The following is a 22,995-nucleotide window of genomic DNA, read 5'->3' as shown; positions in this document are numbered from 1 at the left end:
CCGTACGTCCGGCCACTGACAACGCGGCCGGACGCCGGCGCAGGGTGGTCCGTCAGTCGTCGCCCAGGGCCTTGCGCACGACGTCGGGCTTGTTGGTGATGATGCCGTCCACGCCGAAGGCCGCCGCGCGCACCGCGCCCGGCGCGTCGTTGACGGTCCACGTGAAGATCTCCAGCGGCTTGCCGTGCGGGCCGTCGAGCGTGTGGATCGCGGAGACGTAGGCGGCCGAGATGGACGTGTGCGTCGAGTTGATCTGGTCGGCGAACCGCGCGTAGGCGGGCAGCTCGGCGACCGAGGGGGTGCCGAGGAAGCCGGTCTTCACATCGGGCCGCAGCTTGTGCACCGTCTTCACGCTGTCCGCGCTGAAGCTCTGGATGACCAGCTTGTTCTTGACGTGGTGCCGGTCGAGCCAGCCCTCCTTGCGCAGCACCTGAAGGCCCTGCTTCTCGATCCCCGGGTACAGCTCCGGCTTCTTGAACTCGAAGACCAGCTTCTGGTGGTTGTGCGACACCCGCCGCATGTACTGCTTCAGGGTCGGTACGCGTTCACCGGCGAACTCCGGTCCGAACCAGCTGCCCGCGTCGAGTTTCGCTATCTCCGCCGCTGTGAAGTCCGCGACCTTCCACGGAGCGCGGTCGGGGAAGACCTCCTCGACGTTGGTGGTCCGCTTCAGGGTGTCGTCATGCATGATCACCAGCTCGCCGTCCTTGGTCCGCTGGACGTCGTTCTCGACCCAGCGGAACCCCATGGCACGGGCCTTGTCGATGGCCGCGAGGGTGTTCTCCGGAGCGTAGGCGGAGGCACCCCGGTGGGCGACGACCAGCGGGCTGTCGTGCCAGGCGGAGCTCGATTCCGTGGTGGCCGTGCGGGGCTGCGCGGTGGCGGTGGCGGTGGGGAGGACGAGCGCACCGGCCCCCAGGAGGGCGGCGGTGGCGGCGGCAGCACGTGCGTACACGGGTACTCCTCGCGTCGTGTGATCGCGGACCGGTCGAGAGTGACAGTCCTCTGCCAACGGGAAACAGGTGCAGGATGGCCACAGGTTGAACGGAGTCATCAAAGACGAGGACCCCGCGCGTGGGGAAAGCGATTCTTTGCCGGAAAATCGTTCGAACGTCCCGGCGTGAGCTTTACTCTCTGCCTCAGCCGACGGTCTTTCACATGGCCGACGGTAGGGGGTAAATGGGACGTTTCATTGCATTTAGGCACGAAAAGCGGAAGGGCTACCGCGCATGCAGGGCACGGTCGACGGGTTCAGCTACGGAGTCGTCACACCGGTGGTGGCCTATCTCATGGCCTGCCTCGGGGGCGCGCTCGGCCTGCGCTGCACGACCAGATCGCTGCTCGTCGCGCACTCCTGGCGGCCCGGCTGGCTCGCGCTCGGCTCGGCCGCGATCGGCTCCGGCATCTGGACCATGCACTTCGTGGCGATGATGGGGTTCACCGTGGAGGAGGCCCCGATCCACTACGACAAGGCGCTGACCTTCGCGAGTCTCGCCGTCGCCATCGTCATGGTCGGCATCGGCATCTTCATCGTCGGCTACCGCGGAGCCACGGGCACCGCCCTCTTCACCGGCGGAACGATCACGGGCCTCGGCATCGCCTCGATGCACTATCTGGGAATGGCCGGTATGCGTCTTCGCGGGACGCTGGAGTACGACACCCTGACCGTCGCCGCCTCCGTGGTGATCGCCATGGCCGCCGCCACCGCCGCGCTCTGGGCGGCGGGACAGGTCAGGGGAATCCTGTGGAGCCTCGGCGCCAGCCTCGTCATGGGCCTGGCCGTGAGCGGCATGCACTACATGGGCATGGCGGGGCTCAGCGTCCATCTGCACGAGTCGGGCGCCACGCCGCCCGGCGACTCGCCCGCCGAGATACTCGCGCCCATGATGATCGGGCCGCTCGCCTTCCTGCTCCTCGCGGGCGTGATCGTGATGTTCGACCCGCTCATGGTGATGGGCGGCCAGGCGGAGGTCAGGAACCCCGCGAACGGCGGCCGCGCCCGGCAGTCCTACCCCGTCCCGCGCCCGGGCGACCGGCACGTGCCCGCCCGCCGCCGGACCCGGCCGAGGTCCCGCACCCGCCCCGGCTCCCGGTCCCCGCAGAGCTGGTGAGCGGGGCGCGCCACCGCTGACCCGGCCGCCGCCGGGCGGCCGATCCGGCCCGGTTGTCAGTGCGGGGTCGTACGGTTGATTCCATGCGGCCCGTATCCAAGATCGAACGCACGGTGGCACCTTTCGAGGTCGTCAGTCCGTACCAGCCCAGTGGCGACCAGCCGGCGGCCATCGCCGAGCTGGACCGCCGCATCCGCGCAGGTGAGAAGGATGTCGTCCTCCTCGGCGCGACCGGCACCGGCAAGTCGGCCACCACCGCGTGGATGATCGAGAAGCTCCAGCGCCCCACCCTCGTCATGGCGCCGAACAAAACGCTGGCCGCCCAGCTGGCGAACGAATTCCGCGAGCTCCTGCCGAACAACGCGGTGGAATACTTCGTCTCGTACTACGACTACTACCAGCCCGAGGCGTACGTCCCGCAGTCCGACACCTACATCGAAAAGGACTCCTCGATCAACGAGGAGGTCGAGCGCCTGCGCCACTCCGCGACGAACTCGCTGCTGACCCGCCGCGACGTGGTCGTGGTCGCCTCCGTCTCCTGCATCTACGGCCTCGGCACCCCGCAGGAGTACGTGGACCGGATGGTCCCGCTCAAGGTCGGCGACGAGATCGACCGCGACCAGCTCCTGCGCCGCTTCGTCGACATCCAGTACACGCGCAACGACCTGGCGTTCACCCGCGGCACCTTCCGCGTCCGCGGCGACACCATCGAGATCTTCCCGGTCTACGAAGAGCTGGCCGTCCGCATCGAGATGTTCGGCGACGAGATCGAGGCGCTCTCCACCCTCCACCCGCTCACCGGCGAGGTCATCAGCGACGACGACCACCTGTACGTCTTCCCGGCGTCCCACTACGTAGCGGGCCCCGAGCGCCTGGAAAAGGCGGTCAACGGCATCGAGAAGGAGCTCACCGAGCGCCTCGCCGAGCTGGAGAAGCAGGGCAAGATGCTGGAGGCCCAGCGCCTGCGCATGCGCACCACGTACGACCTGGAGATGCTCCGCCAGATCGGCTCCTGCTCCGGCGTCGAGAACTACTCGATGCACTTCGACGACCGCGCCCCCGGCACCGCCCCCAACACCCTCCTGGACTACTTCCCCGAGGACTTCCTCCTCGTCCTCGACGAGTCGCACGTCACGGTCCCGCAGATCGGCGCGATGTACGAGGGCGACGCCTCCCGCAAGCGCACCCTCGTCGACCACGGCTTCCGGCTGCCGTCCGCACTGGACAACCGCCCGCTGAAGTGGGAGGAATTCCTCGGCCGCATCGGCCAGACGGTCTACCTCTCGGCCACCCCGGGGAAGTACGAGCTCTCGCGCGGCGACGGCTTCGTCGAGCAGATCATCCGCCCCACCGGCCTCGTCGACCCCGAGGTCGTCGTCAAGCCCACCGAGGGCCAGATCGACGACCTGGTGCACGAGATCCGGCTGCGCACCGAGAAGGACGAGCGTGTCCTGGTCACCACGCTCACCAAGAAGATGGCCGAGGACCTCACGGACTACTTCCTGGAGCTCGGCATCCAGGTCCGCTACCTCCACAGCGACGTCGACACGCTGCGCCGCGTGGAGCTCCTGCGCGAGCTGCGCGCCGGTGAGTACGACGTCCTGGTCGGCATCAACCTCCTGCGCGAGGGCCTCGACCTGCCCGAGGTCTCCCTGGTGGCGATCCTCGACGCCGACAAGGAGGGCTTCCTGCGCTCCGGGACCTCCCTGATCCAGACCATCGGCCGCGCCGCGCGCAACGTATCGGGCCAGGTCCACATGTACGCCGACAAGATCACCCCGGCGATGGAGAAGGCCATCGACGAGACCAACCGGCGCCGGGAGAAGCAGATCGCGTACAACAAGGAGAAGGGCATCGATCCGCAGCCCCTCCGCAAGAAGATCAACGACATCGTGTCGCAGATCGCCCGCGAGGAAGTCGACACCGAGCAGCTCCTCGGCTCCGACTACCGCAAGCCCAAGGCGGGCAAGGGCGCCAAGGCCCCGGTGCCCTCGCTCGGCGGCGAGGCGACCGCGTCCGCCAAGGGGAAGGCCAGGGGCAAGAAGGGCGCGGAGACCGTCCCGACCGCCCGCCCCGCGGCCGAGCTGGCCGAGCAGATCGAGGAGATGACCGAGCGCATGCGCGCGGCCGCCGCCGACCTTCAGTTCGAGATCGCCGCCCGGCTGCGCGACGAGGTGTCCGAGATGAAGAAGGAGCTGCGCCAGATGAGGGAGGCGGGACAGGCCTAGAGAGCAGCCCGGGGGAGGGGAGAGGGCGTACTGCCCGGTCTGTTGCAAGACCGCCACAAAGTGCGGCCCGCGGTGCTGCTCCGCAGGTCGGCCTGCATAAGGTGCTGGGCAACCGCAAGAGGCGGTTGCCCAGGCAGTACGAGAGGGGACAGCGCGTGACGGTCAATATGACCAAGGGTCAGGCCATCAGCCTGCAGAAGGACGACGGGGGCGCCCTGTCCGCGGTGCGCATGGGACTCGGGTGGCAGGCGGCCCCGCGCCGCGGCCTGTTCGGCTCGCGCACCCGCGAGGTCGACCTGGACGCCTCGGCGGTGCTGTTCGCGGACAAGCAGCCGGTGGACGTGGTCTTCTTCCGGCATCTGGTCAGCGACGACGGCTCGGTGCGGCACACCGGGGACAACCTCGTGGGCGGCGTCGGCCAGGGCGGGGACGACGAGGCGATCCTCGTCGACCTCCAGCGGGTCCCCGTCCACATCGACCAGATCGTCTTCACGGTGAACTCCTTCACCGGCCAGACCTTCCAGGAGGTGCAGAACGCGTTCTGCCGCCTGGTCGACGAGACCAACGGCCAGGAGCTCGCCCGCTACACCCTCGACGGCGGCGGGCAGTACACCGCGCAGATCATGGCGAAGGTGCACCGCGCGGGCAGCGGCTGGCAGATGACGGCCATCGGCACCCCGGCCAACGGCCGCACCTTCCAGGACCTGATGCCGTCGATCCTGCCGCACCTGTAGGCGCCGTCCGCGGTGAGCACCATCCGCATGTGAGCCCAACCCGCATGTGAGCACCATCCGTACGTACGAGGGGGAACGAACGCGATGACGGCCGAGCTGGTGCGGGGGCAGAACCACCCGCTTCCCGCGACCCGCCTGGAGATCCGCGTGTCGGCCGGCCTGCCGGTCGTGGCGGGCGCCACGCTCGGCGACGACCGCGGCAGGGTCCGCGGCGTGGAGTGGGTGGCCCACCCGGGCTCGCCCACCCTGCCGGGCCTGGAGGTCTCGAAGCAGGCGGCGGCCGATCACCGCCTCGCCGTCGACCTCGACGCCCTGCCGGACGCCGTCCACCGCGTCAGCGTCCTGCTGGCGCTGCCCGTCGGCGCCGGAGTCCCGGGCAGCTTCCGCGCCCTCGCCGCCCCCTTCGTGGCGGTCACCGGGCTCGACGGCACCGAGATCGCCAGCTACACCATCACCGACCTGGACGCCGAGTCCGCCGTCGTCGCCCTGGAGCTCTACCGCCGCGAGGCCGCCTGGAAGGTCCGCGCCATCGGCCAGGGGTACGCGGCGGGCCTCGCCGAGATGCTCACCGACCAGGGCCTGCCCCAGGCCCGCGAGCTGGCAGGCGCGATCAACGACGCCGTGGCCCAGGGCCTGGCCCGCTCGGTCGCGGCGCCGCCGCCCCGCCCCACCGACACCCGTGTGCGCACCTCACCGCAGGGCCCGACCGCCACCGACCGTGCGCCGCAGGGCCCGGCGGCCCCGGAGCGGACCTCGACGCCCCAGGACCGGGCCGCCGCGGACCGGACGGCCACCGCGCCCGCCGCCCCCGTCGACTACACCCACCCGGCACGACGGCCGGCCGCCGCGCCCCCGCCGCCCCCGCCCGCCGTGCCCCCCGCCCAGCCAGGGCAGGCCGCCCAGCCGGTCGCCGGGGACGCCACCGGTTGGTCCTTGGAGGAGCGGCTCTACAACCAGGTGTGGGGGATGTTCGAAGACCTGGCCCGCACCACGGCGGCGTACCGGAGCGCCGTCGACTTCGCCGACTCCCGCATGGAGCAGGAGCTCGACAAGGTCCTCTCCGACCCGCGCAGCCGCATCGGCGGCGCGGCCGACCCCGCTCGCGAGGCCGCCCGTGCCCGGCACGCCGACCTCGTCGACCGGGCCAGGGCCGCCCTCGACCGCGACCTGGCCCAACTCGCCGCCGAGGCTGAGGTCGTCGAGCCCGCCCTCCCCCCGGCGTACGCGGCGTGGCACAGCCCCGTCTGGCACGCCTACCGCGCGCCCATGGAGATCCCGATGGCGCTGCGCCTCGGCGATCTGCACCTGCCCGAGCGCGTCGGCCTGCGCATCCCGCTGCTCGTCCGGCTGCCCCTGGAGCGGGGCCTGTGGATCGACAGCGGCAAGGCCCTGACCAACCACGCCACCGACTCGACCGAGCTGCGGCGGCTGGCCGTCGACACCGCGGTCTCGCACGCGGCCCGGCTGCTCGCGGCCTATCCGGCGAACGAGTTCCAGGTCCACGTCATCGACGCGGCGGGCGCCGCCGCGCCCGCTCTCGCGCCGCTGGTGACGGCCGGTGTGCTCGCCGGACCCCCGGCCTCCGGCGCGGCCGGCGTCTCCGAGGTGCTCGCCAGGCTCACCCAGCGCGTCGACCTGGTGCAGATGGCGGTGCGCGGCGGTGCCGCCGACGCGCTGCCCCCGGACCTGGACACCGCCGAGCAGCTCCTGATCGTCAACGACTTCCCGCACGGCTTCGACGACCGTGCCGTGACCCAACTGCGCTACCTCGCGGACGAGGGTCCGGCCGTCGGCGTGCACCTCATGATGGTCGCCGACCGTGAGGACGCCGCCGAGTACGGCCCGCTGCTCGACCCCCTGTGGCGCGGGCTCCTGCGGCTGACGCCGGTCCCCGACGACCACCTCGCCGACCCGTGGGTCGGTCACGCGTGGACGTACGAACCACCGGTCGTCCCGCACGGCAGCCAGATCCTGCGGCGGCTCCTCGAACAGGTCGCCACGGCCCGGCGCAACGGCGGGCGTTGACGGCAAAGCGACTTTTGCACCCCACCGACCAGGCATTTTGGTTTCTGTTTGCCGTCTTCTTTACCAACGCTTGGTGTTTCGCGTACTCTGGTGCCAGCGGAGGGGAGTACTCCCGGCTGCGACGTACCCGTCAATACGGACCGCCATCGGTCCCGGGGCGTCGGCCCGATCCATGGCGGTGACCGCCTCGGGTGGAAGAGACCTCCGGCAGCGACGACGCTGATCAGTAGCCGTACGAAGCCGGAGGCGCAGTGGACGTTTCAATGACCATATGGGTGACGACCGTTCTCGGTCTGTGTGCCCTGATCGCGGTCGACTTCTTCATCGGGCGCAAGCCCCACGACGTATCGATCAAGGAAGCCGGAGTCTGGACGGTCGTCTGGATCGTCCTCGCGGCGCTCTTCGGCCTCGGCCTGCTGATCGCCGGTGAGAGCCAGGCGTCCGGCGAGTTCTTCGCGGGCTTCATCACCGAGAAGTCGCTCTCCGTCGACAACCTCTTCGTCTTCATCCTGATCATGGCGAAGTTCTCGGTGCCGAGCCATCTTCAGCAGCGTGTGCTGCTGTTCGGTGTGCTGATAGCGCTGGTCCTGCGCGCGATCTTCATCGCCGCCGGCGCCGCGGTCATCGCCAACTTCTCCTGGGTCTTCTACATCTTCGGCGCGTTCCTGATCTACACCGCCTGGAAGCTCATCCAGGAGGCGCGTGCCGACGAGGAGGAAGAGGACTGGGAGGAGAACCGCCTCCTGAAGTCCATCGAGAAGAAGTTCGGCGTCTCCGACCGGTACGAGGGCACGAAGCTGTTCGTCCGGAAGAACGGCAAGAAGATCATGACGCCCCTCATGGTCGTCATGCTCGCCATCGGCACCACCGACGTGCTCTTCGCGATGGACTCCATCCCCGCGATCTTCGGCCTCACCCAGGACCCGTACATCGTCTTCACCGCCAACGCCTTCGCCCTCATGGGACTGCGGCAGCTGTACTTCCTCATCGGCGGCCTGCTCAGGAAGCTGGTCCACCTCAGCTACGGCCTGTCGGTGATCCTCGGCTTCATCGGCGTCAAGCTCGTCCTGCACGCCCTCCACGAGAACGGGGTGCATGTCCCCGAGATCTCCATCCCGGTCTCGCTCGGCGTCATCTGCGGCGTCCTGGTGATCACGACGATCACCAGCCTCATCGCCTCCAGGAAGCAGGAGCGGCAGGCCGCGGCCGAGGCCGCGGACGACGCCCGGAAGGACAGCGTCGAGGCCTGATCAAGGCCTGACGGCCGGTTCTCCCGCCCGGTGCGGGGCGGGAGACACCGAGTAGCGACACCCAGGCGCCCGGGGCAGCATCGAGTCATGGTCACTCGGCTCCGGGCGCTCGGCATGCAGTGGACGGCCGTGGTGCCGGTCCTCGCGATCGTTCTCCTCGCGCTCACCTGGGGGCGGGACCTGCCGGGACCGGTCGTCGCCGTGGTCACCCTGGTCCTCGCCGGGGCGGTGCTCGCCGCCGTCCACCACGCCGAGGTGATCGCGCACCGCGTCGGCGAACCCTTCGGCTCGCTCGTCCTCGCCGTCGCGGTGACGATCATCGAGGTGGCCCTCATCGTCACCCTCATGGCCGACGGCGGCGACAAGAGCTCCACGCTCGCCCGCGACACCGTCTTCGCCGCCGTGATGATCACCTGCAACGGCATCGTCGGACTCTGCCTCCTGGTCGGCGCGCTGCGCCACCGCACCGCCGTCTTCAACCCCGAGGGCACCGGCGCCGCCCTCGCCACCGTCGCGACCCTGGCCACGCTCTGCCTGGTCCTGCCGACGTTCACCACCACCAAACAGGGCCCCGAGTTCTCCACGGCCCAGCTGACCTTCGCCGCGGTCGCCTCCCTCGTCCTCTACGGCATCTTCGTCACCACCCAGACCGTGCGGCACCGCGAATACTTCCTGCCCCTCACCAAGCAGGGCGAGGTCATCGACACCGACGGCCACGGCGGGGGCCCCTCGGCGCGGGCGGCGCTGCTGAGCCTCGTGCTGCTCGCACTGGCGCTGATCGGGGTGGTGGGTCTGGCCAAGGGCGTCTCCCCGACGATCGAGTCCGGCGTGGAGAGCGCCGGCATGCCGCACGCCGTCGTCGGCGTGGTCATCGCGCTGCTCGTGCTGCTCCCGGAGACCATCGCGGCCGTGCGCGCCACCCGCCGCGACCGCGTGCAGACCAGCCTGAACCTCGCCCTCGGCTCGGCCATGGCCAGCATCGGGCTGACCATCCCGGCCGTCGCCGTCGCGTCCGTGTGGCTGTCGGGACCACTCGTCCTCGGACTGAGCTCGACCCACATGGTGCTGCTCGCGCTCACCGTGATCGTCGGGACGCTCACGGTCGTACCCGGGCGCGCCACACCGTTGCAGGGCGGCGTCCACCTGGTGCTGTTCGCGGCGTTCCTGGAGCTCGCGGTCACCCCGTAGCGGGCGCCGGCTCGGTGCTCACGGCCGGCCGTGTCTCCGGAAGCAGCGCGAAACAGCCGAGGCTCAGCAGCGCGATGCCCGACAGGTACGCGGCCACACCCCACGGCTTCCCGTCCCCCTGCGCCGCCGCCGTCGCGACGATCGGGGTGAGCGCGCCCCCGAGCACCCCGCCGAGGTTGTAGCCGACCGCGGCGCCGGTGCAGCGCACCCGGGGCTCGTACAGCTCCGGCAGATACGCGCCGATCACCGAGAACATCGTGATGAACGAGAGCATCGCCACCAGGAAGCCGGTGAACATCAGCAGCGGCTCCCCGGTCGAGAGCAGAGCGACCATCGGGAACATCCACAGGGCCGACGCGGCACACCCGAGCAGGCACAGCGGCCGCCGTCCGTACCGGTCGCCGAGCACGGCCGCCACCGGCGTCAGGGCGCCCTTCACGAGGACCGCCGCCATGACGCAGGCCAGCATGACCGTGCGGCTGACGCCGAGCCGCTCCACGCCGTACGAGAGGGACCAGGTGGTCACGGCGTAGAACACCGCGTACCCGACGGCGAGCGCGCCCGCCGTCAGAAGTACGAGCCGCCAGTGTCCGCGCACCACTTCGGCGAGCGGCACGCGCGCGTGCTCACGCAGGCGCAGGAAGTCCGGGCTCTCCGCGAGGGAGGAGCGCAGCGCGAGACCCGCCACCACGAGCAGCCCCGCCGCCCAGAACGGCACGCGCCACCCCCAGGCCGCGAACTGCGCGTCGGTGAGCGTCGCCGACAGGGCGAGCATGACGCCGTTGGCCAGCAGGAACCCGATCGAGGGGCCGACCTGCGGGAAGCTCGCCCACAGGCCGCGCCGCTCGGGCGGCGCGTGCTCCGCGGTCAGCAGCACGGCACCGCCCCACTCGCCCCCGAGGCCGAGCCCCTGGAGGAACCGCAGGACGAGGAGCAGCACCGGAGCGGCGACCCCGATCGACCCGTACGTCGGTACGCAGCCGACCGCGACCGTGGCGACCCCGGTGAGCAGCAGCGACACGATGAGCACGGGCCGCCGTCCGTGCCGGTCGCCGATGTGCCCGAAGAGGACGGAGCCGAGGGGCCGTGCGACGAAGCCCACTCCGAAGGTCGCGAAGGCGGCGAGCGTGCCCGCGAGCGGCGAGAAGGTGGGGAAGAACAGCGGGCCCAGGACCAGCGCGGCGGCCGTTCCGTAGATGAAGAAGTCGTAGAACTCGATGGCGGTCCCGGCGAGCGAGGCGGCCGCGAGCCGCGGCAGTGACGGCGGTGCGGTCGGACGTGCCGGCTTCGGCGGCTTCGTGTTGCGCATGCCGGATCAACTACCCACAGTCACGACCCGTAACGCATGGCGACCGCCTCGCGATGGCCGGCTACTGGATCACGGCTAGTAGGTCACGGTGATGCGGCGTGCCGGGCCGTCGACCCGCACGATTCCCCCATAGGGGATGACGACTTGTGGGTCGGTGTGCCCGAGATCCACGTCGAAGACCACCATGGTCTCGGGCGCGTACGTGGCGAGCGCCTTCTGGACGGCCTCGCGCTGCTCGCGGACGTACGCCGCCTTCCCGTCGGCGTCCGAGGGGCGCTGGAAGGACCAGGCCTTGGCGCGGCCCATCAGGAGCGCGGGGAAGCGGTGCAGCAGCCCGCGCTCGCCCATGTTCCGCAGGATGCGGAACACCTCGTCGGCGGTGGGCAGTTCCTCCGAGGTCTCCAGGAACAGGACGCAGCCGTCGTACGCGGACAGGTCCCGCTGGATCTCGCGGTCCGCCATCAGGAGCCAGGAGAGTATCTCCAGGTTGCCGCCCCAGGAGCGGCCCTCCACGACCCGCTCGGGCCCGTGCCAGAGCCAGCCGCCGCCCGGCTCGGTGGGCGGTTCCGTCAGGAGGAGCGCGGGGTCCTCCCAGGGCAGGTCGACGTCGCGGTAGCGCTCGGCGGGGCGCAGTTCGTAGGGGCCGGAGGTGAAGAGCGCGGCGCGCAGCGACTCCGCGGTCTGCGGTGCCATGGCGCCGGGGCGGCCGAGCTCGCACATGACGGACGCGCCGTGATAGCCGACGATGCCGGACTGCCACAGGTGGGCGAGCAGATTGGTGTTGTCGCTCCAGCCGAAGAACGGCTTCGGGTGCGCGCGGATCAACTCCCGGTCCAGGTACGGCAGCACGGTGATCTGGTCGTCGCCGCCGATGCTCGCGATGACCGCCTTGACGGTCGGGTCGGTGAACGCAGCGTGCAGGTCGTCGGCCCGCTCGCGCGGCGTCGAGCCCATCTTCCGGGTCGTCGGATACTCGACGGGTTCCAGGCCGAATTCCTCGCGGAGGCGCTTGAGGCCCAGTTCGTAGGGGAGCGGGAAGAGTTCGGGCAGCCCGCTGGAGGGGGAGAGCACGGCGACGCGGTCGCCCGGCGAGGGCTTCGGCGGATACACGGGTTCGACGATCATGGCGGGAGCGTAGGCGGGCGCTACGGAGAGCGCATCCGACTTAGGGCCCCTCCCGCGCGCGGGAGGCGTGATAGACCTCCCTTATGACGCGCAGCCTCGCCACCGCCCCGATCATGGTCCTGAACGGCCCGAACCTGAACCTCCTCGGCCTCCGCCAGCCGGAGATCTACGGCACGGACACCCTCGCCGACGTCGAGGCCCTGTGCGCCAAGGCGGCGGCCGCGCACGGCGGGAGCGTGGACCTGCGACAGAGCAACCACGAGGGCGAGTTGGTCGACTGGATCCACGAGGCGCGCGAGCACCACGTGGGCATCGTCATCAACCCCGCGGCCTACTCCCACACGTCCGTCGCGATCCTGGACGCGCTCAACACCTGTGACGGCATGCCGGTGTTGGAGGTGCACATCTCCAACGTGCACCAGCGCGAGGCGTTCCGGCACCACAGCTACGTCTCGCAGCGCGCCGACGGTGTCATCGCGGGCTGCGGCGTGCAGGGGTACGCGTTCGCGGTGGAGCGGGTGGCGGCGCTGGTCGCCGCCCGCTCCTGACGCGCACCCCTCACAGGTGGCGCCGTGCGCGGGTCACCAGCCGCGCGCGCGCCACTCGGCGAGATGCGGCCGCTCGGCACCGAGCGTCGTGTCGCCGCCGTGGCCGGGATAGACCCACGTCTCGTCCGAGAGCGCCCCGAAGATCTTCGTCTCGACGTCGTCGATGAGGCTCGCGAAGGCCTTCGGGTCCTTCCACGTGTTGCCGACGCCGCCCGGGAAGAGGCAGTCGCCGGTGAACACGTGCGCGTGGCCGTGCGGGTCGTCGTAGACGAGCGCGATCGAGCCCGGGGTGTGCCCCACCAGGTGGCGCGCGGTCAGCGTGACCCGGCCGACCGTGATGGTGTCGCCGTCGTCGACCAGGACGTCCGTCGGGACGGGGATGCCCGCGGCGTCCTCGCGGCCCGCGTACGTCCTCGCGCGGGTCGCCGAGACGACGGCGGCGAGAGCCTGCCAGTGGTCGCCGTGCTGATGCGTGGTGACGACGGACGCGATGCCGTCGTCACCGATCAGCGTCAGCAGCGTCTCGGCGTCGTTCGCCGCGTCGATCAGCAGCTGCTCGCCGGTGGCCCGGCAGCGCAACAGGTAGGCGTTGTTGTCCATCGGCCCGACCGCGACCTTCGAAATCATCAGGTCCGGCAGCTCGTGCACATCCGCGGGCCCGCCGACCTTCACCGCTCCGCTGTACGTCATGTGCGTCAGCCTATAGCGGGGGCAGGGCGGGCAGGAGGCCGCCTTCGGCCGTCAGCGCGGAGCCGTCGCGGCGGCCCGCGAGCCAGCCGACGAGGTCGGGCGCGGACCCGGAGACGGTGACCTCGGCGTCGCCCCGGCGGCCGGTGCTCCAGGTGTGCGTGCCGTTCGTGATCCAGGTGGGCGGCACGTCGGGGTTGCCCGAGAAGCGTGCCGTCAGGAACGTGATCTCCCGCTGCACGAATTCCTCCGGGAGGTCCTCCAGCTCGTAGCCGATGCCGAGGTCGACGTGGTGCAGCTCGACCTCCACCCACCGCCGGAACGGCACACGCGACGCGGAGTCGGTCACTCCATTGCGCATCGTGATCGTCCGGGACCAGTCGGCGGGGACGGCGGCCTGCGCCTCGAAGCGGGCCGCGCTCTCCCGCACGTCGTCCAGGTGCGCGGGCAGCGGCCGCGGGGCGTCGCGTGCGATGTCCGCGTCCCGCGCCTCCGCGCTGACGTACATCGGGCGGCCGGCCAGGACGTTCACCAGGGCGTCCGCGTTCCGCGCGAGGTGTGCGAGCACGTGACCGCGGGTCCAGCCGGGGAGCCGGGACGGCTCGGCAGCCGCAGCACTGTCCAATTTCGCCGCTGCGCTGAGCAGCCGTTCGGTCGCGTCACGTACAGACGCCAGGTCGCGCACATGATCAATCATGCGGTCGACGATAGCTGCGCCACACGTTCGGGTGAAGGGCTCAGGAGCCGACCGTAATTCGAATGCACGTGCTATATGGTCGAAGGCGGCATCGGGCATTCTTGAAGGTCCGGGTTTGTTGTGTACGTGGAACCAGGGAAGCAGCCCGGCGTTGTCAGTGGCTCGCCCTAGTCTGTGAACGACCGGGGTTCTGCCCCTGTCACCACTCTCAAGAAAGGTGCGGACCGGCGTGGCCGACCGTCTCATCGTCCGTGGCGCGCGCGAGCACAATCTCAAGAACGTCTCGCTCGACCTCCCGCGTGACTCCCTCATCGTCTTCACCGGACTCTCCGGGTCGGGCAAGTCCTCGCTCGCGTTCGACACGATCTTCGCCGAGGGCCAGCGGCGGTACGTCGAGTCCCTCTCCTCGTACGCCCGGCAGTTCCTCGGTCAGATGGACAAGCCGGACGTCGACTTCATCGAGGGCCTCTCCCCGGCGGTCTCCATCGACCAGAAGTCGACCTCGCGCAACCCCCGCTCGACGGTCGGCACGATCACCGAGGTCTACGACTACCTGCGCCTGCTCTTCGCGCGCATCGGCAAGCCGCACTGTCCCGAGTGCGGCCGCCCCATCTCCCGCCAGTCGCCGCAGGCCATCGTCGACAAGGTCCTCGAGCTGCCCGAGGGCAGCCGCTTCCAGGTCCTGTCGCCGCTGGTGCGCGAGCGCAAGGGCGAGTTCGTCGACCTCTTCGCCGACCTCCAGACGAAGGGGTACTCCCGCGCGCGGGTCGACGGGCAGACCATCCAGCTCTCCGAGCCGCCCACGCTCAAGAAGCAGGAGAAGCACACCATCGAGGTGGTCGTCGACCGCCTCACCGTGAAGGACTCCGCCAAGCGCCGCCTGACCGACTCCGTGGAGACCGCCCTCGGCCTCTCCGGCGGCATGGTCGTGCTCGACTTCGTCGACCTCCCCGAGGACGACCCCGAGCGCGAGCGGATGTACTCGGAGCACCTCTACTGCCCGTACGACGACCTGTCCTTCGAGGAGCTGGAGCCCCGCTCCTTCTCCTTCAACTCGCCCTTCGGCGCCTGCCCGGACTGCACCGGCATCGGCACGCGCATGGAGGTCGACCCCGAGCTGATCGTCCCGGACGAGGACAAGTCGCTCGACGAGGGCGCCATCCACCCCTGGTCGCACGGGCACACCAAGGAATACTTCGGCCGGCTCGTCGGAGCCCTCGCCGACGCCCTCGGCTTCTCCACCGACATGCCCTGGGCGGGACTCCCGCAGCGCGCCAAGAAGGCCCTCCTCAACGGCCACAAGACGCAGATCGAGGTTCGCTACAGGAACCGTTACGGCCGCGAGCGGGTCTACACCACCGCCTTCGAGGGCGCCGTCCCCTTCGTCAAGCGCCGCCACAGCGAGGCCGAGAGCGACGCCAGCCGCGAGCGCTTCGAGGGGTACATGCGCGAGGTGCCCTGCCCCACCTGTGAGGGCACCCGCCTCAAGCCGATCGTCCTGGCCGTCACGGTGATGGGGAAGTCCATCGCCGAGGTCTCCGCGATGTCCATCAGCGACTGCGCGGACTTCCTCGCCGAGCTGAGGCTGGGCGCCCGCGACAAGAAGATCGCCGAGCGCGTCCTCAAGGAGGTCAACGAACGGCTGCGCTTCCTGGTCGACGTCGGCCTGGACTATCTGTCGCTGAACCGCGCCGCGGGCACCCTCTCCGGAGGCGAGGCCCAGCGCATCCGCCTGGCGACCCAGATCGGCTCCGGCCTGGTCGGTGTCCTCTACGTCCTGGACGAGCCGTCCATCGGCCTCCACCAGCGCGACAACCACCGCCTGATCGAGACCCTCGTCCGCCTGCGCGACATGGGCAACACCCTGATCGTCGTCGAGCACGACGAGGACACGATCAAGGTCGCCGACTGGGTCGTCGACATCGGCCCCGGCGCGGGCGAGCACGGCGGAAAGGTCGTGCACAGCGGCTCCATGAAGGAGCTCCTGGCCAACGACAAGTCGATCACCGGTCAGTACCTGTCGGGCAAGAAGGCCATCCCGGTGCCGGACGTGCGCCGCCCGACCGACCCGGCCCGGCAGCTGACGGTCCACGGCGCCCGGGAGAACAACCTCCGGGACATCGACGTCTCCTTCCCGCTCGGTGTCCTCACGGCGGTCACCGGTGTCTCCGGCTCCGGAAAGTCGACGCTGGTCAACGACATCCTCTACACCCACCTGGCCCGCGAGCTGAACGGCGCCAGGTCCGTCCCCGGCCGCCACACGCGCGTGGCGGGCGACGACCTCGTCGACAAGGTCGTCCACGTCGACCAGTCGCCCATCGGCCGCACCCCGCGGTCGAACCCGGCGACGTACACCGGAGTCTTCGACCACGTCCGCAAGCTCTTCGCGGAGACCATGGAGGCGAAGGTGCGGGGGTACCTCCCGGGGCGCTTCTCCTTCAACGTCAAGGGCGGTCGCTGCGAGAACTGCTCCGGTGACGGCACCATCAAGATCGAGATGAACTTCCTCCCGGACGTGTACGTGCCGTGCGAGGTCTGCCACGGCGCGCGGTACAACCGCGAGACGCTGGACGTGCACTACAAGGGCAAGTCCATCGCCGAGGTCCTCGACATGCCGATCGAGGAGGCGCTCGACTTCTTCGAGGCCGTGCCCGCCATCGCCCGGCACCTGAAGACACTCAACGACGTCGGCCTCGGTTACGTGCGCCTCGGCCAGTCGGCGCCCACGCTCTCCGGAGGTGAGGCCCAGCGCGTGAAGCTGGCCTCCGAGCTCCAGAAGCGGTCGACGGGCCGGACCGTGTACGTCCTGGACGAGCCGACCACCGGTCTGCACTTCGAGGACATCAGCAAGCTGATCACGGTCCTCTCCGGCCTTGTCGACAAGGGCAACACGGTCATCGTCATCGAGCACAACCTCGATGTGATCAAGACCGCGGACTGGGTCGTCGACATGGGCCCCGAGGGGGGCAACGGCGGCGGTCTGGTCGTCGCCGAGGGCACCCCCGAGGAGGTCGCGGGAGTCCCGGCCAGCCACACCGGCAAGTTCCTGCGGGACATCATCTCGGCCGACCGGATCAGCGACGCGATGCCCTCGCAGGGCCGCGGGGCAGGCAAGAAGTCCCCGGCCAAGAAGGCCGGCGCCAAGACCGCGGCCAGGAAGACGGTGGCCGCGAGCACCACGGCCGTGAAGAAGACGGCCACGGCCAGGACGGACGCCCCTTCGAAGGCGGCCGCCACGACTCGGAAGGCGACCGCCGCGAAGAAGACGGCCGCTCCGAAGAAGGCGGCCACCACGAAGAAGGCTGCCGCCGCGAAGAAGACGACGCGGGCCCGCAAGGCCTGAGCAGGCTCAGCCGGGCCGGGCCCGCCCAGCAGGGCCTGACTCGTCCCGCCGGGCCTGACCCGTCCGGCCGGGCCCGGCCCGCGGTGCCTGACGGGATGGGCCCGCACCGTCTCACCGGCCCCGGCCGGGCCGGGGCAGGCCCGCAAGGCCCGGCTCGCCCGGCGGGGCAGGCCCGCAAGGCCCGGCTCGCCCGGTCCGGTCCGATCGCAGCGCGAAGCGCCCCGCCCCCACCAGGGCGGGGCGCTTCGCGCTGCGCCCGGCGGGGGGCGTGGTCGGCGGCCCGAACACGTCTTGTCGGGTGCCGCGTTCCCGTGGTCGGCTTGCCCCATGCCCGTACGCAGCGAACGCGCAGGCCCCGTCACCACCATCGTGCTGTCCCGCCCCGCCGCGCGGAACGCCGTCGACGGCCCCACCGCCCGCGCCCTCGCCGACGCCTTCCGCGCCTTCGAAGCCGACCCGGACGCCGCTGTCGCCGTGCTGTGGGGCGAAGGCGGCACCTTCTGCGCCGGCGCGGACCTGAAGGCCATCGGAACCCCCGACGGCAACGAGGTGTCCGAGGACGGCGACGGCCCCATGGGCCCCACCCGGATGCGCCTGTCCAAACCGGTGATCGCGGCGATCTCCGGCCACGCCGTCGCCGGAGGCCTCGAACTCGCCCTCTGGTGCGACCTGCGCGTCGCCGAGGAGGACGCCGTCCTCGGGGTGTTCTGCCGCCGCTGGGGCGTCCCGCTCATCGACGGCGGGACGGTGCGCCTGCCGCGCATCGTCGGGGAGGGCCGCGCCCTTGACCTCGTCCTGACCGGCCGCCCCGTCGACGCCGCGGAGGCGCTCGGCATGGGGCTGGTGAACCGGACCGTCCCCGTGGGCACCTCGCGCGCCGCGGCCGAGCGCCTCGCCGCCGAGATCGCCGCGTTCCCGCAGACCTGCCTGCGGCACGACCGGCTCTCCCTGCTCGAACAGAGCGGCCTGCCCGAGCGGGAGGCGATGGCCGGCGAGCTCCGCCACGGCCTGCACTCCCTGGCCGGGGCGGCCGAGGGCGCGGCCCGCTTCGCCGCGGGAGCGGGCCGGCACGGGGCGTTCACGGATCGGTGAGGACGGGGCTCGCGGGGCCTCGCGCGGTGGTGCGCCCGGGACCGCCCGCAGGACTCAGCGCGGGACTCAGGCCAGTTCCGCCGCGTACGGCGGCTCCGCCCCCGCCCGTGAGCAGGTCACGGCCGCCGCGCGGGCCGCGAACCGCAGTACGTCGGTCCAGCCCCCGGCGCCCAGGCGGTCCAGCGCCTCCGGCGACAGCGCGTCCCGTGCCGAAAGGCCGTGCAGCAGCGCCGCGTTGACGGTGTCGCCCGCGCCGATCGTGTCGACCACGTCGACCGGCTCGCCGGGCACGCACAGCTCGGTGCCGTCCCGGGTGTAGAGCGACAGGCCGTCCCCGCCCCGGGTGACGACCACGGCGGCGGGCCCGGCGGTCAGCCACTCGTGCGGGGTGCCGCCGAGCCACTCGGCGTCCTCCTGGGACAGCTTGAGGAGCGAGACCGCCGGCAGCCAGCTCTTGAACCGCGCCCGGTAGGCGTCCGCGTCCGGAATCAGACCGGCCCGTACGTTGGGGTCGAGAGCGGTGAAGACGCCGCGCGCCGCCGCCCGGCGCATCAGCCGCTCGTACGCGCTCGCGCCCGGCTCCAGGACGAGCGAGCAGGTGCCGAACGACATCGCCCGTACGCCGTCGGGGACCCGGTCGGGCGCCTCGAAGAGCCGGTCGGCCGTGCCCTCGACGTAGAACGAGTACCCGGCCGAGCCGTCGGCGCCGATCGAGGCGACGGCGAGCGTCGTCGGCTCCGGGCCGCGCTGCACGGGCAGCCCGTCGGCCGCGACCTCCACACCGGCCGCCCGCAACCCGCCGAGCAGCGCCTCGCCGAACGCGTCCCGCGAGACGCGCGAGCAGAAGGCGACGGGTGAGCCGAGCCTGCCGAGTGCCACGGCGGTGTTGTACGGGCCGCCGCCGAGCCGCGGCGCGAGCACGGGCAGCCCCGCGCCCGCCGCCTCCACGCCCGTCCCCACCCCTGTGCCCGTGCCCGTGGCCTTCTCCGTGCCTCCGCCCGCCCCTTGCGGTACGAGGTCGATCAGGGCCTCTCCTGCGACGACAATCACGGGTGGTTCCTCTCGGGCGCTGTCTGGGCCGTCTCGCCCGCCCAGGCTAGGCCGTGCGGGCGGCCGCGGACGGGGACGGGCGGCACTCGGGCACGCCCGTGCCCGACACGGACGCGGAGCTGTGCACCGGTATGGTCTGATCCGTCACCGATGCCGCCTCTGACCTGTGGAGACACCATGTCCGGCACGCCCCCCGCCCGCCGCACCGTGCTGCGGGCCGCCGCTCTCGCCCCGGCCGTCGGACTCGGGCTCACCGCCTGCTCGTCCGGGGACGGGTCGAACCGGTCGGCCCCGACCGCGCCGGTGGACCTCGGGAAGGCCGACGACGTGCGGGTGGGCGCGTCGAAGCTGTACACGGACCAGAAGGTCGTGGTCAGCCGGATCTCCGACGACGAGTACAAGGCGTACAGCACGATCTGCACCCACGCGCGCTGCCCCATCCAGAACCTGGAGGGGCACAAGCTGATCTGCCAGTGCCACGGCAGCCAGTTCGACGCCACCAACGGCAAGGTGCTGAAGGAACCGGCCGTCGAGCCGCTCGTCGAGCTGCCGGTGAAGGTGGAGAACGGCAAGATCGTCGCCGGCCCGGCGAAGAAGGCCTAGCCCTCTTCCGGGGCCTGGCCCTCTTCCGGGGCCCGGCCCCCTTTAGGAGGGCACGGCTTCACTCCCAGTCCCACGCGATCCCCAGGATTCCCGCCCGGACCTGCGGTTCGACCACGTGCACCGAGCGGTGGCTGCCGCTCAGCGTCAGCTCCTGGCGGCCGCCGCGCGGGGCCGCGGCGGAGTGCTGGGTGAAGCGGTGGCAGCGTACGGGCAGGGCCGCGTCGTCGTAGCGGATCTGGAGCGCGTACTGGCCGCCCGTGTAGGTGAAGCCGCGCATGTACTCGGTGGCCTCCCCGGCCGTGCCGTCCTCGAAGCCGTAGCCGAACAGCTGGGTGTCGCCCGCGCGCAGCCGCGCGTCGAAGAGCAGCTCGGCGACGAGCACCCCCGTCCCCTGGTGCCAGCGCACGCGTCCCGTACGGCAGTTCTCCAGGGCCCGCACGCGGACGCGGTCGGGTGCGCACCCGGGATCGCCGTGGTGGATGGCCACATAGCGGTCCACGCCGTCCCGGTGGGCGCGCACGATGTGCTGCGACTCGCGGCCGACCAGCTCGCGGCCCGCGCCGATCCGCACCCGCTCGTGGTGGCCGATGGTGTGCAGCCCGCCGTCGACCGGGGAGCCGAGCTCGGCCAGGAGTGAGCGCAGCACGTCGGACGCCTCCACCAGGGAGCGGTACGAGCGGGCGGCGGGCCGGTTCCGGTCGGCGCGCTCGGCAGGCCGGACGAGCAGCCGGATCAGTGACTCCTCCGGCAGCTGGAGGATCTCCTCCAGGGCCCGCACGGCGCGCAGGGACTCGGCGCGCTGGGGGCGCCGGGCGCCCTGCTGCCAGTAACTCAGGCTCGTCACGCCGACGTTGACGCCGTGCCGGACCAGATGGTGGCGTATGCGCTGGAGCGGCAGCCGCCGGGTGGCGATGGCGGTGCGCAGGGCGAAGTGGAACGGGCCGGTGCGCAGGGCGGCCGCCAGCTCCGCAGGCTCTTCGCCCGCGGTCCGTGCCGGGTCGCCCGCGGCCCGTGCCGCGTCGGCCGCAGTCCGTGCCGGATCGCCCCCGGCCCGTGCCGGATCGCCCCCGATCCGTGCCGCGTCGTCCGGGGTCCGTGCCGCGTCGTGCGTGGTCCGTGCCGGGTCGTGCGTGGTCCGTGCCGGGTCGTCCGCCGTCCGTGGCGCTTCCGTGGGCGCGCCTTGCGCGAACCGGGTGGCGTGCCGCATGGGGGCCCCTATCTGTGAACGTTCACTCCAGCCGCCCGGCGTTCGCGCCGGTCGGAGCGGGCCACCAGGTCGGCGCACGACGTCCGTTCACATCCGTACGCCGCCGTTCACGGCCCGATTGCTTCCGCATTGAAGCGTGTTGACCTGCACCCGACAACACTCGATGCTCAATCGCAGCGTCCGGACGCGCTCCTCCACACCCCACATCCCGCTCGGGAGGAACGCGATGCGCCCACCGATCAGCAGGAGCAGCAGCACGGGCAGACGCAGACGTCTCTGCGTGCTCGCCGCCGTCGCCGCGGCGCTCCTGACCGCACCCACGGCCACGGCTGCCCCGGCCCCCGCCACGCCGGCCACGTCCGCCGCCGACCCGTCCGTACTCGCCGCCAAGCGCCTGAACATCACCATGCAGGCACAGCAGAAGACCAACTGGTGCTGGGCCGCGGGCGGCAACACCATCGCGGCCTTCATGGGCCGCAACTACAGCCAGAACCAGTTCTGCAACGCCGCCTTCGGGCGCAGCCAGAACACCGAGTGCCCCAACAACCAGGCCACGCTCGGCAACGTCCAGAGCGGCCTGCGCTGGGCGGGCGTCAACCCCGGCTCGTACGTCACCGGATGGCTGCGGTACTCGACCGTGCAGACCGAGATCAACGCGAACCGCCCGGTGGAGACCCGCATCCAGTGGTCCAACGGCGGTGGCCACATGCATGTCATCTACGGCTACGACGACGCGAGCAGCTGGGTCTACTGGGGCGACCCGTGGCCCTCCAGCGACCGCTACAACTGGGCGTCGCACGCCTGGTACGTCGACAACAACACCTTCTCCTGGACCCACTCGCTGTACCGGATCGGGGCGTGAGAGCGATGACCCGTCACCTTCCCCGCCCTCTGACGGCAACCGCGCTCGCGGGCACGGCCGCCACCCTGCTCCTCGGCCTCACGGCCCCCACCGCCTCCGCCGACGACGGACCGGCGGCGCCCTCCGCCGCCTCCCGCGACGCGGCGCACCGCGCGGCCGCGGCGCCGAAGACCCTCGACACGCTCTCCCGCTTCTTCTCGCGGGAGGGAGCGGTCACCAGGTCCGCCGCCGATCCGCGGGTCGAGGGCGGAGCCGTGCCCGTGTACTACCTCTCCGCGGACTTCGTCGCGGGCAAGAAGGGCGTACCGATCGCCCGCCTGGAGTTCCTCGCCAGCAAGGCGGTCTCCTCCGACGGCCAGGAGGCCTCCCTCTGGACCGTGCGGCGGGGCGGCTCCTGGCAGGTCGTGAACATCGCCACAGGGGACGACGAGACCCACTACGCGCGCGTGGGCGCACACAAGGCCCCCGGAGGCACCGTCTTCCACGAGCCGCAGATCAACGCCTGGTACGTCCGGGACGGTGACCACGCGCGCGTGCTGCCCCTCGACAAGGACGCGGTACGCGCCGTGGGCGCCGGGGGGACCACGGTCGCCGCCTACCGCGAGCGCGTCCGCAAGGCGTACGGCGACAAGCTGCCCGGCTCCGCGTACGAGAAGTCCGGCAAGGCGGGCGGCTACGACACGGGGAAGCCCGCGCAGACCTCCGTGCGGAGTTCCGGGCAGGAATCCGGCCAGGACGACGGCCCGGTCACGGTGGCCTCCTCGATGGCGGGCGCGGGCGCCCTGCTCGCCCTCGGCCTCTGCGGAGCGGCGCTCGTCCGGCGCCGCGCCGCCCGGCGGCAGGTCTGACCCCCGCGAGCGGCGGCCGGGGCACCGGCCGCCGCTCCCACCGGCGGACCCGTACGCCGCCCCGGAGTGTCGGTGCCCGCCAGTAGGC

The 22,995-nt window shown here is 71.4% G+C and carries 19 protein-coding genes; 12 read left to right on the top strand and 7 right to left on the bottom strand.

The genetic code is table 11. The features are described 5' to 3' along the window. Positions 1–52 precede the first annotated feature (52 nt). Positions 53–955, bottom strand: a complete 903-nt coding sequence (locus tag ACZ4Z4_RS18330; protein ID WP_468328023.1) for a glycerophosphodiester phosphodiesterase — start codon at positions 953–955, stop codon at positions 53–55. 274 nt (positions 956–1,229) lie between these two features. Between ACZ4Z4_RS18330 and ACZ4Z4_RS18325 the strand changes: the two genes are divergently transcribed. From ACZ4Z4_RS18325 to ACZ4Z4_RS18300, 6 genes are all read left to right on the top strand, one after another. Further along, the gene (locus ACZ4Z4_RS18325; RefSeq protein ID WP_468328021.1) at positions 1,230–2,111 is read left to right on the top strand and encodes an MHYT domain-containing protein; all 882 of its coding nucleotides are present in this window, start codon (positions 1,230–1,232) and stop codon (positions 2,109–2,111) included. A gap of 83 nt (positions 2,112–2,194) precedes the next feature. Then, the gene (uvrB, locus tag ACZ4Z4_RS18320; protein WP_468328019.1) at positions 2,195–4,339 is read left to right on the top strand and encodes an excinuclease ABC subunit UvrB; all 2,145 of its coding nucleotides are present in this window, start codon (positions 2,195–2,197) and stop codon (positions 4,337–4,339) included. Positions 4,340–4,494: 155 nt separating this feature from the next. Continuing rightward, the gene (locus ACZ4Z4_RS18315; protein WP_468328017.1) at positions 4,495–5,073 is read left to right on the top strand and encodes a TerD family protein; all 579 of its coding nucleotides are present in this window, start codon (positions 4,495–4,497) and stop codon (positions 5,071–5,073) included. A gap of 84 nt (positions 5,074–5,157) precedes the next feature. After that, complete coding sequence (locus tag ACZ4Z4_RS18310; protein WP_468328015.1) at positions 5,158–7,098, top strand: TerD family protein; 1,941 nt, start codon at positions 5,158–5,160, stop codon at positions 7,096–7,098. 251 nt (positions 7,099–7,349) lie between these two features. Next, a complete protein-coding gene (locus tag ACZ4Z4_RS18305) occupies positions 7,350–8,348 on the top strand; it encodes a TerC family protein (protein WP_468328013.1) in 999 nt (332 codons plus the stop codon). Between the two features lie 87 nt (positions 8,349–8,435). Further along, positions 8,436–9,536 (top strand): calcium:cation antiporter, encoded by a 1,101-nt coding sequence (locus tag ACZ4Z4_RS18300; protein WP_468328011.1) that lies wholly within the window; start codon positions 8,436–8,438, stop codon positions 9,534–9,536. Here ACZ4Z4_RS18300 and ACZ4Z4_RS18295 read toward each other — a convergent pair. Further along, entirely contained in the window at positions 9,526–10,794 is a 1,269-nt protein-coding gene (locus ACZ4Z4_RS18295; protein WP_468328463.1) for an MFS transporter, read from the bottom strand. The two genes, ACZ4Z4_RS18300 and ACZ4Z4_RS18295, sit on opposite strands and share 11 nt — an antisense overlap. Before the next feature lie 126 nt (positions 10,795–10,920). After that, positions 10,921–11,970, bottom strand: a complete 1,050-nt coding sequence (locus ACZ4Z4_RS18290) for a S66 family peptidase (RefSeq protein WP_468328009.1) — start codon at positions 11,968–11,970, stop codon at positions 10,921–10,923. An 83-nt stretch (positions 11,971–12,053) separates the two neighbouring features. On the opposite strand from ACZ4Z4_RS18290, the gene aroQ reads away from it, so the two are divergent. Next, on the top strand, positions 12,054–12,518 hold the full coding sequence (gene aroQ, locus ACZ4Z4_RS18285) for a type II 3-dehydroquinate dehydratase (RefSeq protein ID WP_468328007.1): 465 nt from the start codon (positions 12,054–12,056) through the stop codon (positions 12,516–12,518). Between the two features lie 33 nt (positions 12,519–12,551). Here the strand turns inward: aroQ and ACZ4Z4_RS18280 are convergent, their stop codons facing one another. Both ACZ4Z4_RS18280 and ACZ4Z4_RS18275 read right to left on the bottom strand, forming a co-directional pair. After that, positions 12,552–13,208: an MBL fold metallo-hydrolase gene (locus ACZ4Z4_RS18280; protein WP_468328005.1), complete on the bottom strand. Its 657-nt coding sequence runs from the start codon at positions 13,206–13,208 to the stop codon at positions 12,552–12,554. 10 nt (positions 13,209–13,218) lie between these two features. Continuing rightward, positions 13,219–13,902, bottom strand: a complete 684-nt coding sequence (locus tag ACZ4Z4_RS18275; RefSeq protein ID WP_468328003.1) for a maleylpyruvate isomerase family mycothiol-dependent enzyme — start codon at positions 13,900–13,902, stop codon at positions 13,219–13,221. Between the two features lie 229 nt (positions 13,903–14,131). Here ACZ4Z4_RS18275 and uvrA point away from each other — a divergent pair, with 229 nt between their 5' ends. Together uvrA and ACZ4Z4_RS18265 are read left to right on the top strand one after the other, a co-directional pair. Next, positions 14,132–17,245, top strand: coding sequence for an excinuclease ABC subunit UvrA (gene uvrA, locus ACZ4Z4_RS18270; RefSeq protein ID WP_468328001.1), 3,114 nt, complete (start codon positions 14,132–14,134; stop codon positions 17,243–17,245). Between the two features lie 327 nt (positions 17,246–17,572). Beyond that, positions 17,573–18,337, top strand: a complete 765-nt coding sequence (locus ACZ4Z4_RS18265; RefSeq protein ID WP_468327999.1) for a crotonase/enoyl-CoA hydratase family protein — start codon at positions 17,573–17,575, stop codon at positions 18,335–18,337. A 66-nt stretch (positions 18,338–18,403) separates the two neighbouring features. On the opposite strand, the gene ACZ4Z4_RS18260 is transcribed toward ACZ4Z4_RS18265, so the two are convergent. Continuing rightward, the gene (locus tag ACZ4Z4_RS18260; RefSeq protein ID WP_468327997.1) at positions 18,404–19,387 is read right to left on the bottom strand and encodes a carbohydrate kinase family protein; all 984 of its coding nucleotides are present in this window, start codon (positions 19,385–19,387) and stop codon (positions 18,404–18,406) included. 177 nt (positions 19,388–19,564) lie between these two features. On the opposite strand from ACZ4Z4_RS18260, the gene ACZ4Z4_RS18255 reads away from it, so the two are divergent. Further along, entirely contained in the window at positions 19,565–19,990 is a 426-nt protein-coding gene (locus ACZ4Z4_RS18255) for a QcrA and Rieske domain-containing protein (RefSeq protein ID WP_468327995.1), read from the top strand. A gap of 58 nt (positions 19,991–20,048) precedes the next feature. Here the strand turns inward: ACZ4Z4_RS18255 and ACZ4Z4_RS18250 are convergent, their stop codons facing one another. Next, a complete protein-coding gene (locus ACZ4Z4_RS18250; protein ID WP_468327993.1) occupies positions 20,049–21,197 on the bottom strand; it encodes a hypothetical protein in 1,149 nt (382 codons plus the stop codon). 226 nt (positions 21,198–21,423) lie between these two features. Here ACZ4Z4_RS18250 and ACZ4Z4_RS18245 point away from each other — a divergent pair, with 226 nt between their 5' ends. After that, positions 21,424–22,059: a papain-like cysteine protease family protein gene (locus ACZ4Z4_RS18245; RefSeq protein ID WP_468327991.1), complete on the top strand. Its 636-nt coding sequence runs from the start codon at positions 21,424–21,426 to the stop codon at positions 22,057–22,059. 5 nt (positions 22,060–22,064) lie between these two features. Beyond that, entirely contained in the window at positions 22,065–22,907 is an 843-nt protein-coding gene (locus ACZ4Z4_RS18240) for a hypothetical protein (protein ID WP_468327989.1), read from the top strand. Positions 22,908–22,995: the final 88 nt, after the last annotated feature.

It is taken from the genome of Streptomyces sp. NPDC030245 (genome assembly GCF_055572995.1).
Note: the sequence above shows the minus strand (reverse complement) of the source record. Positions and strands in the feature narration are given on the sequence as shown.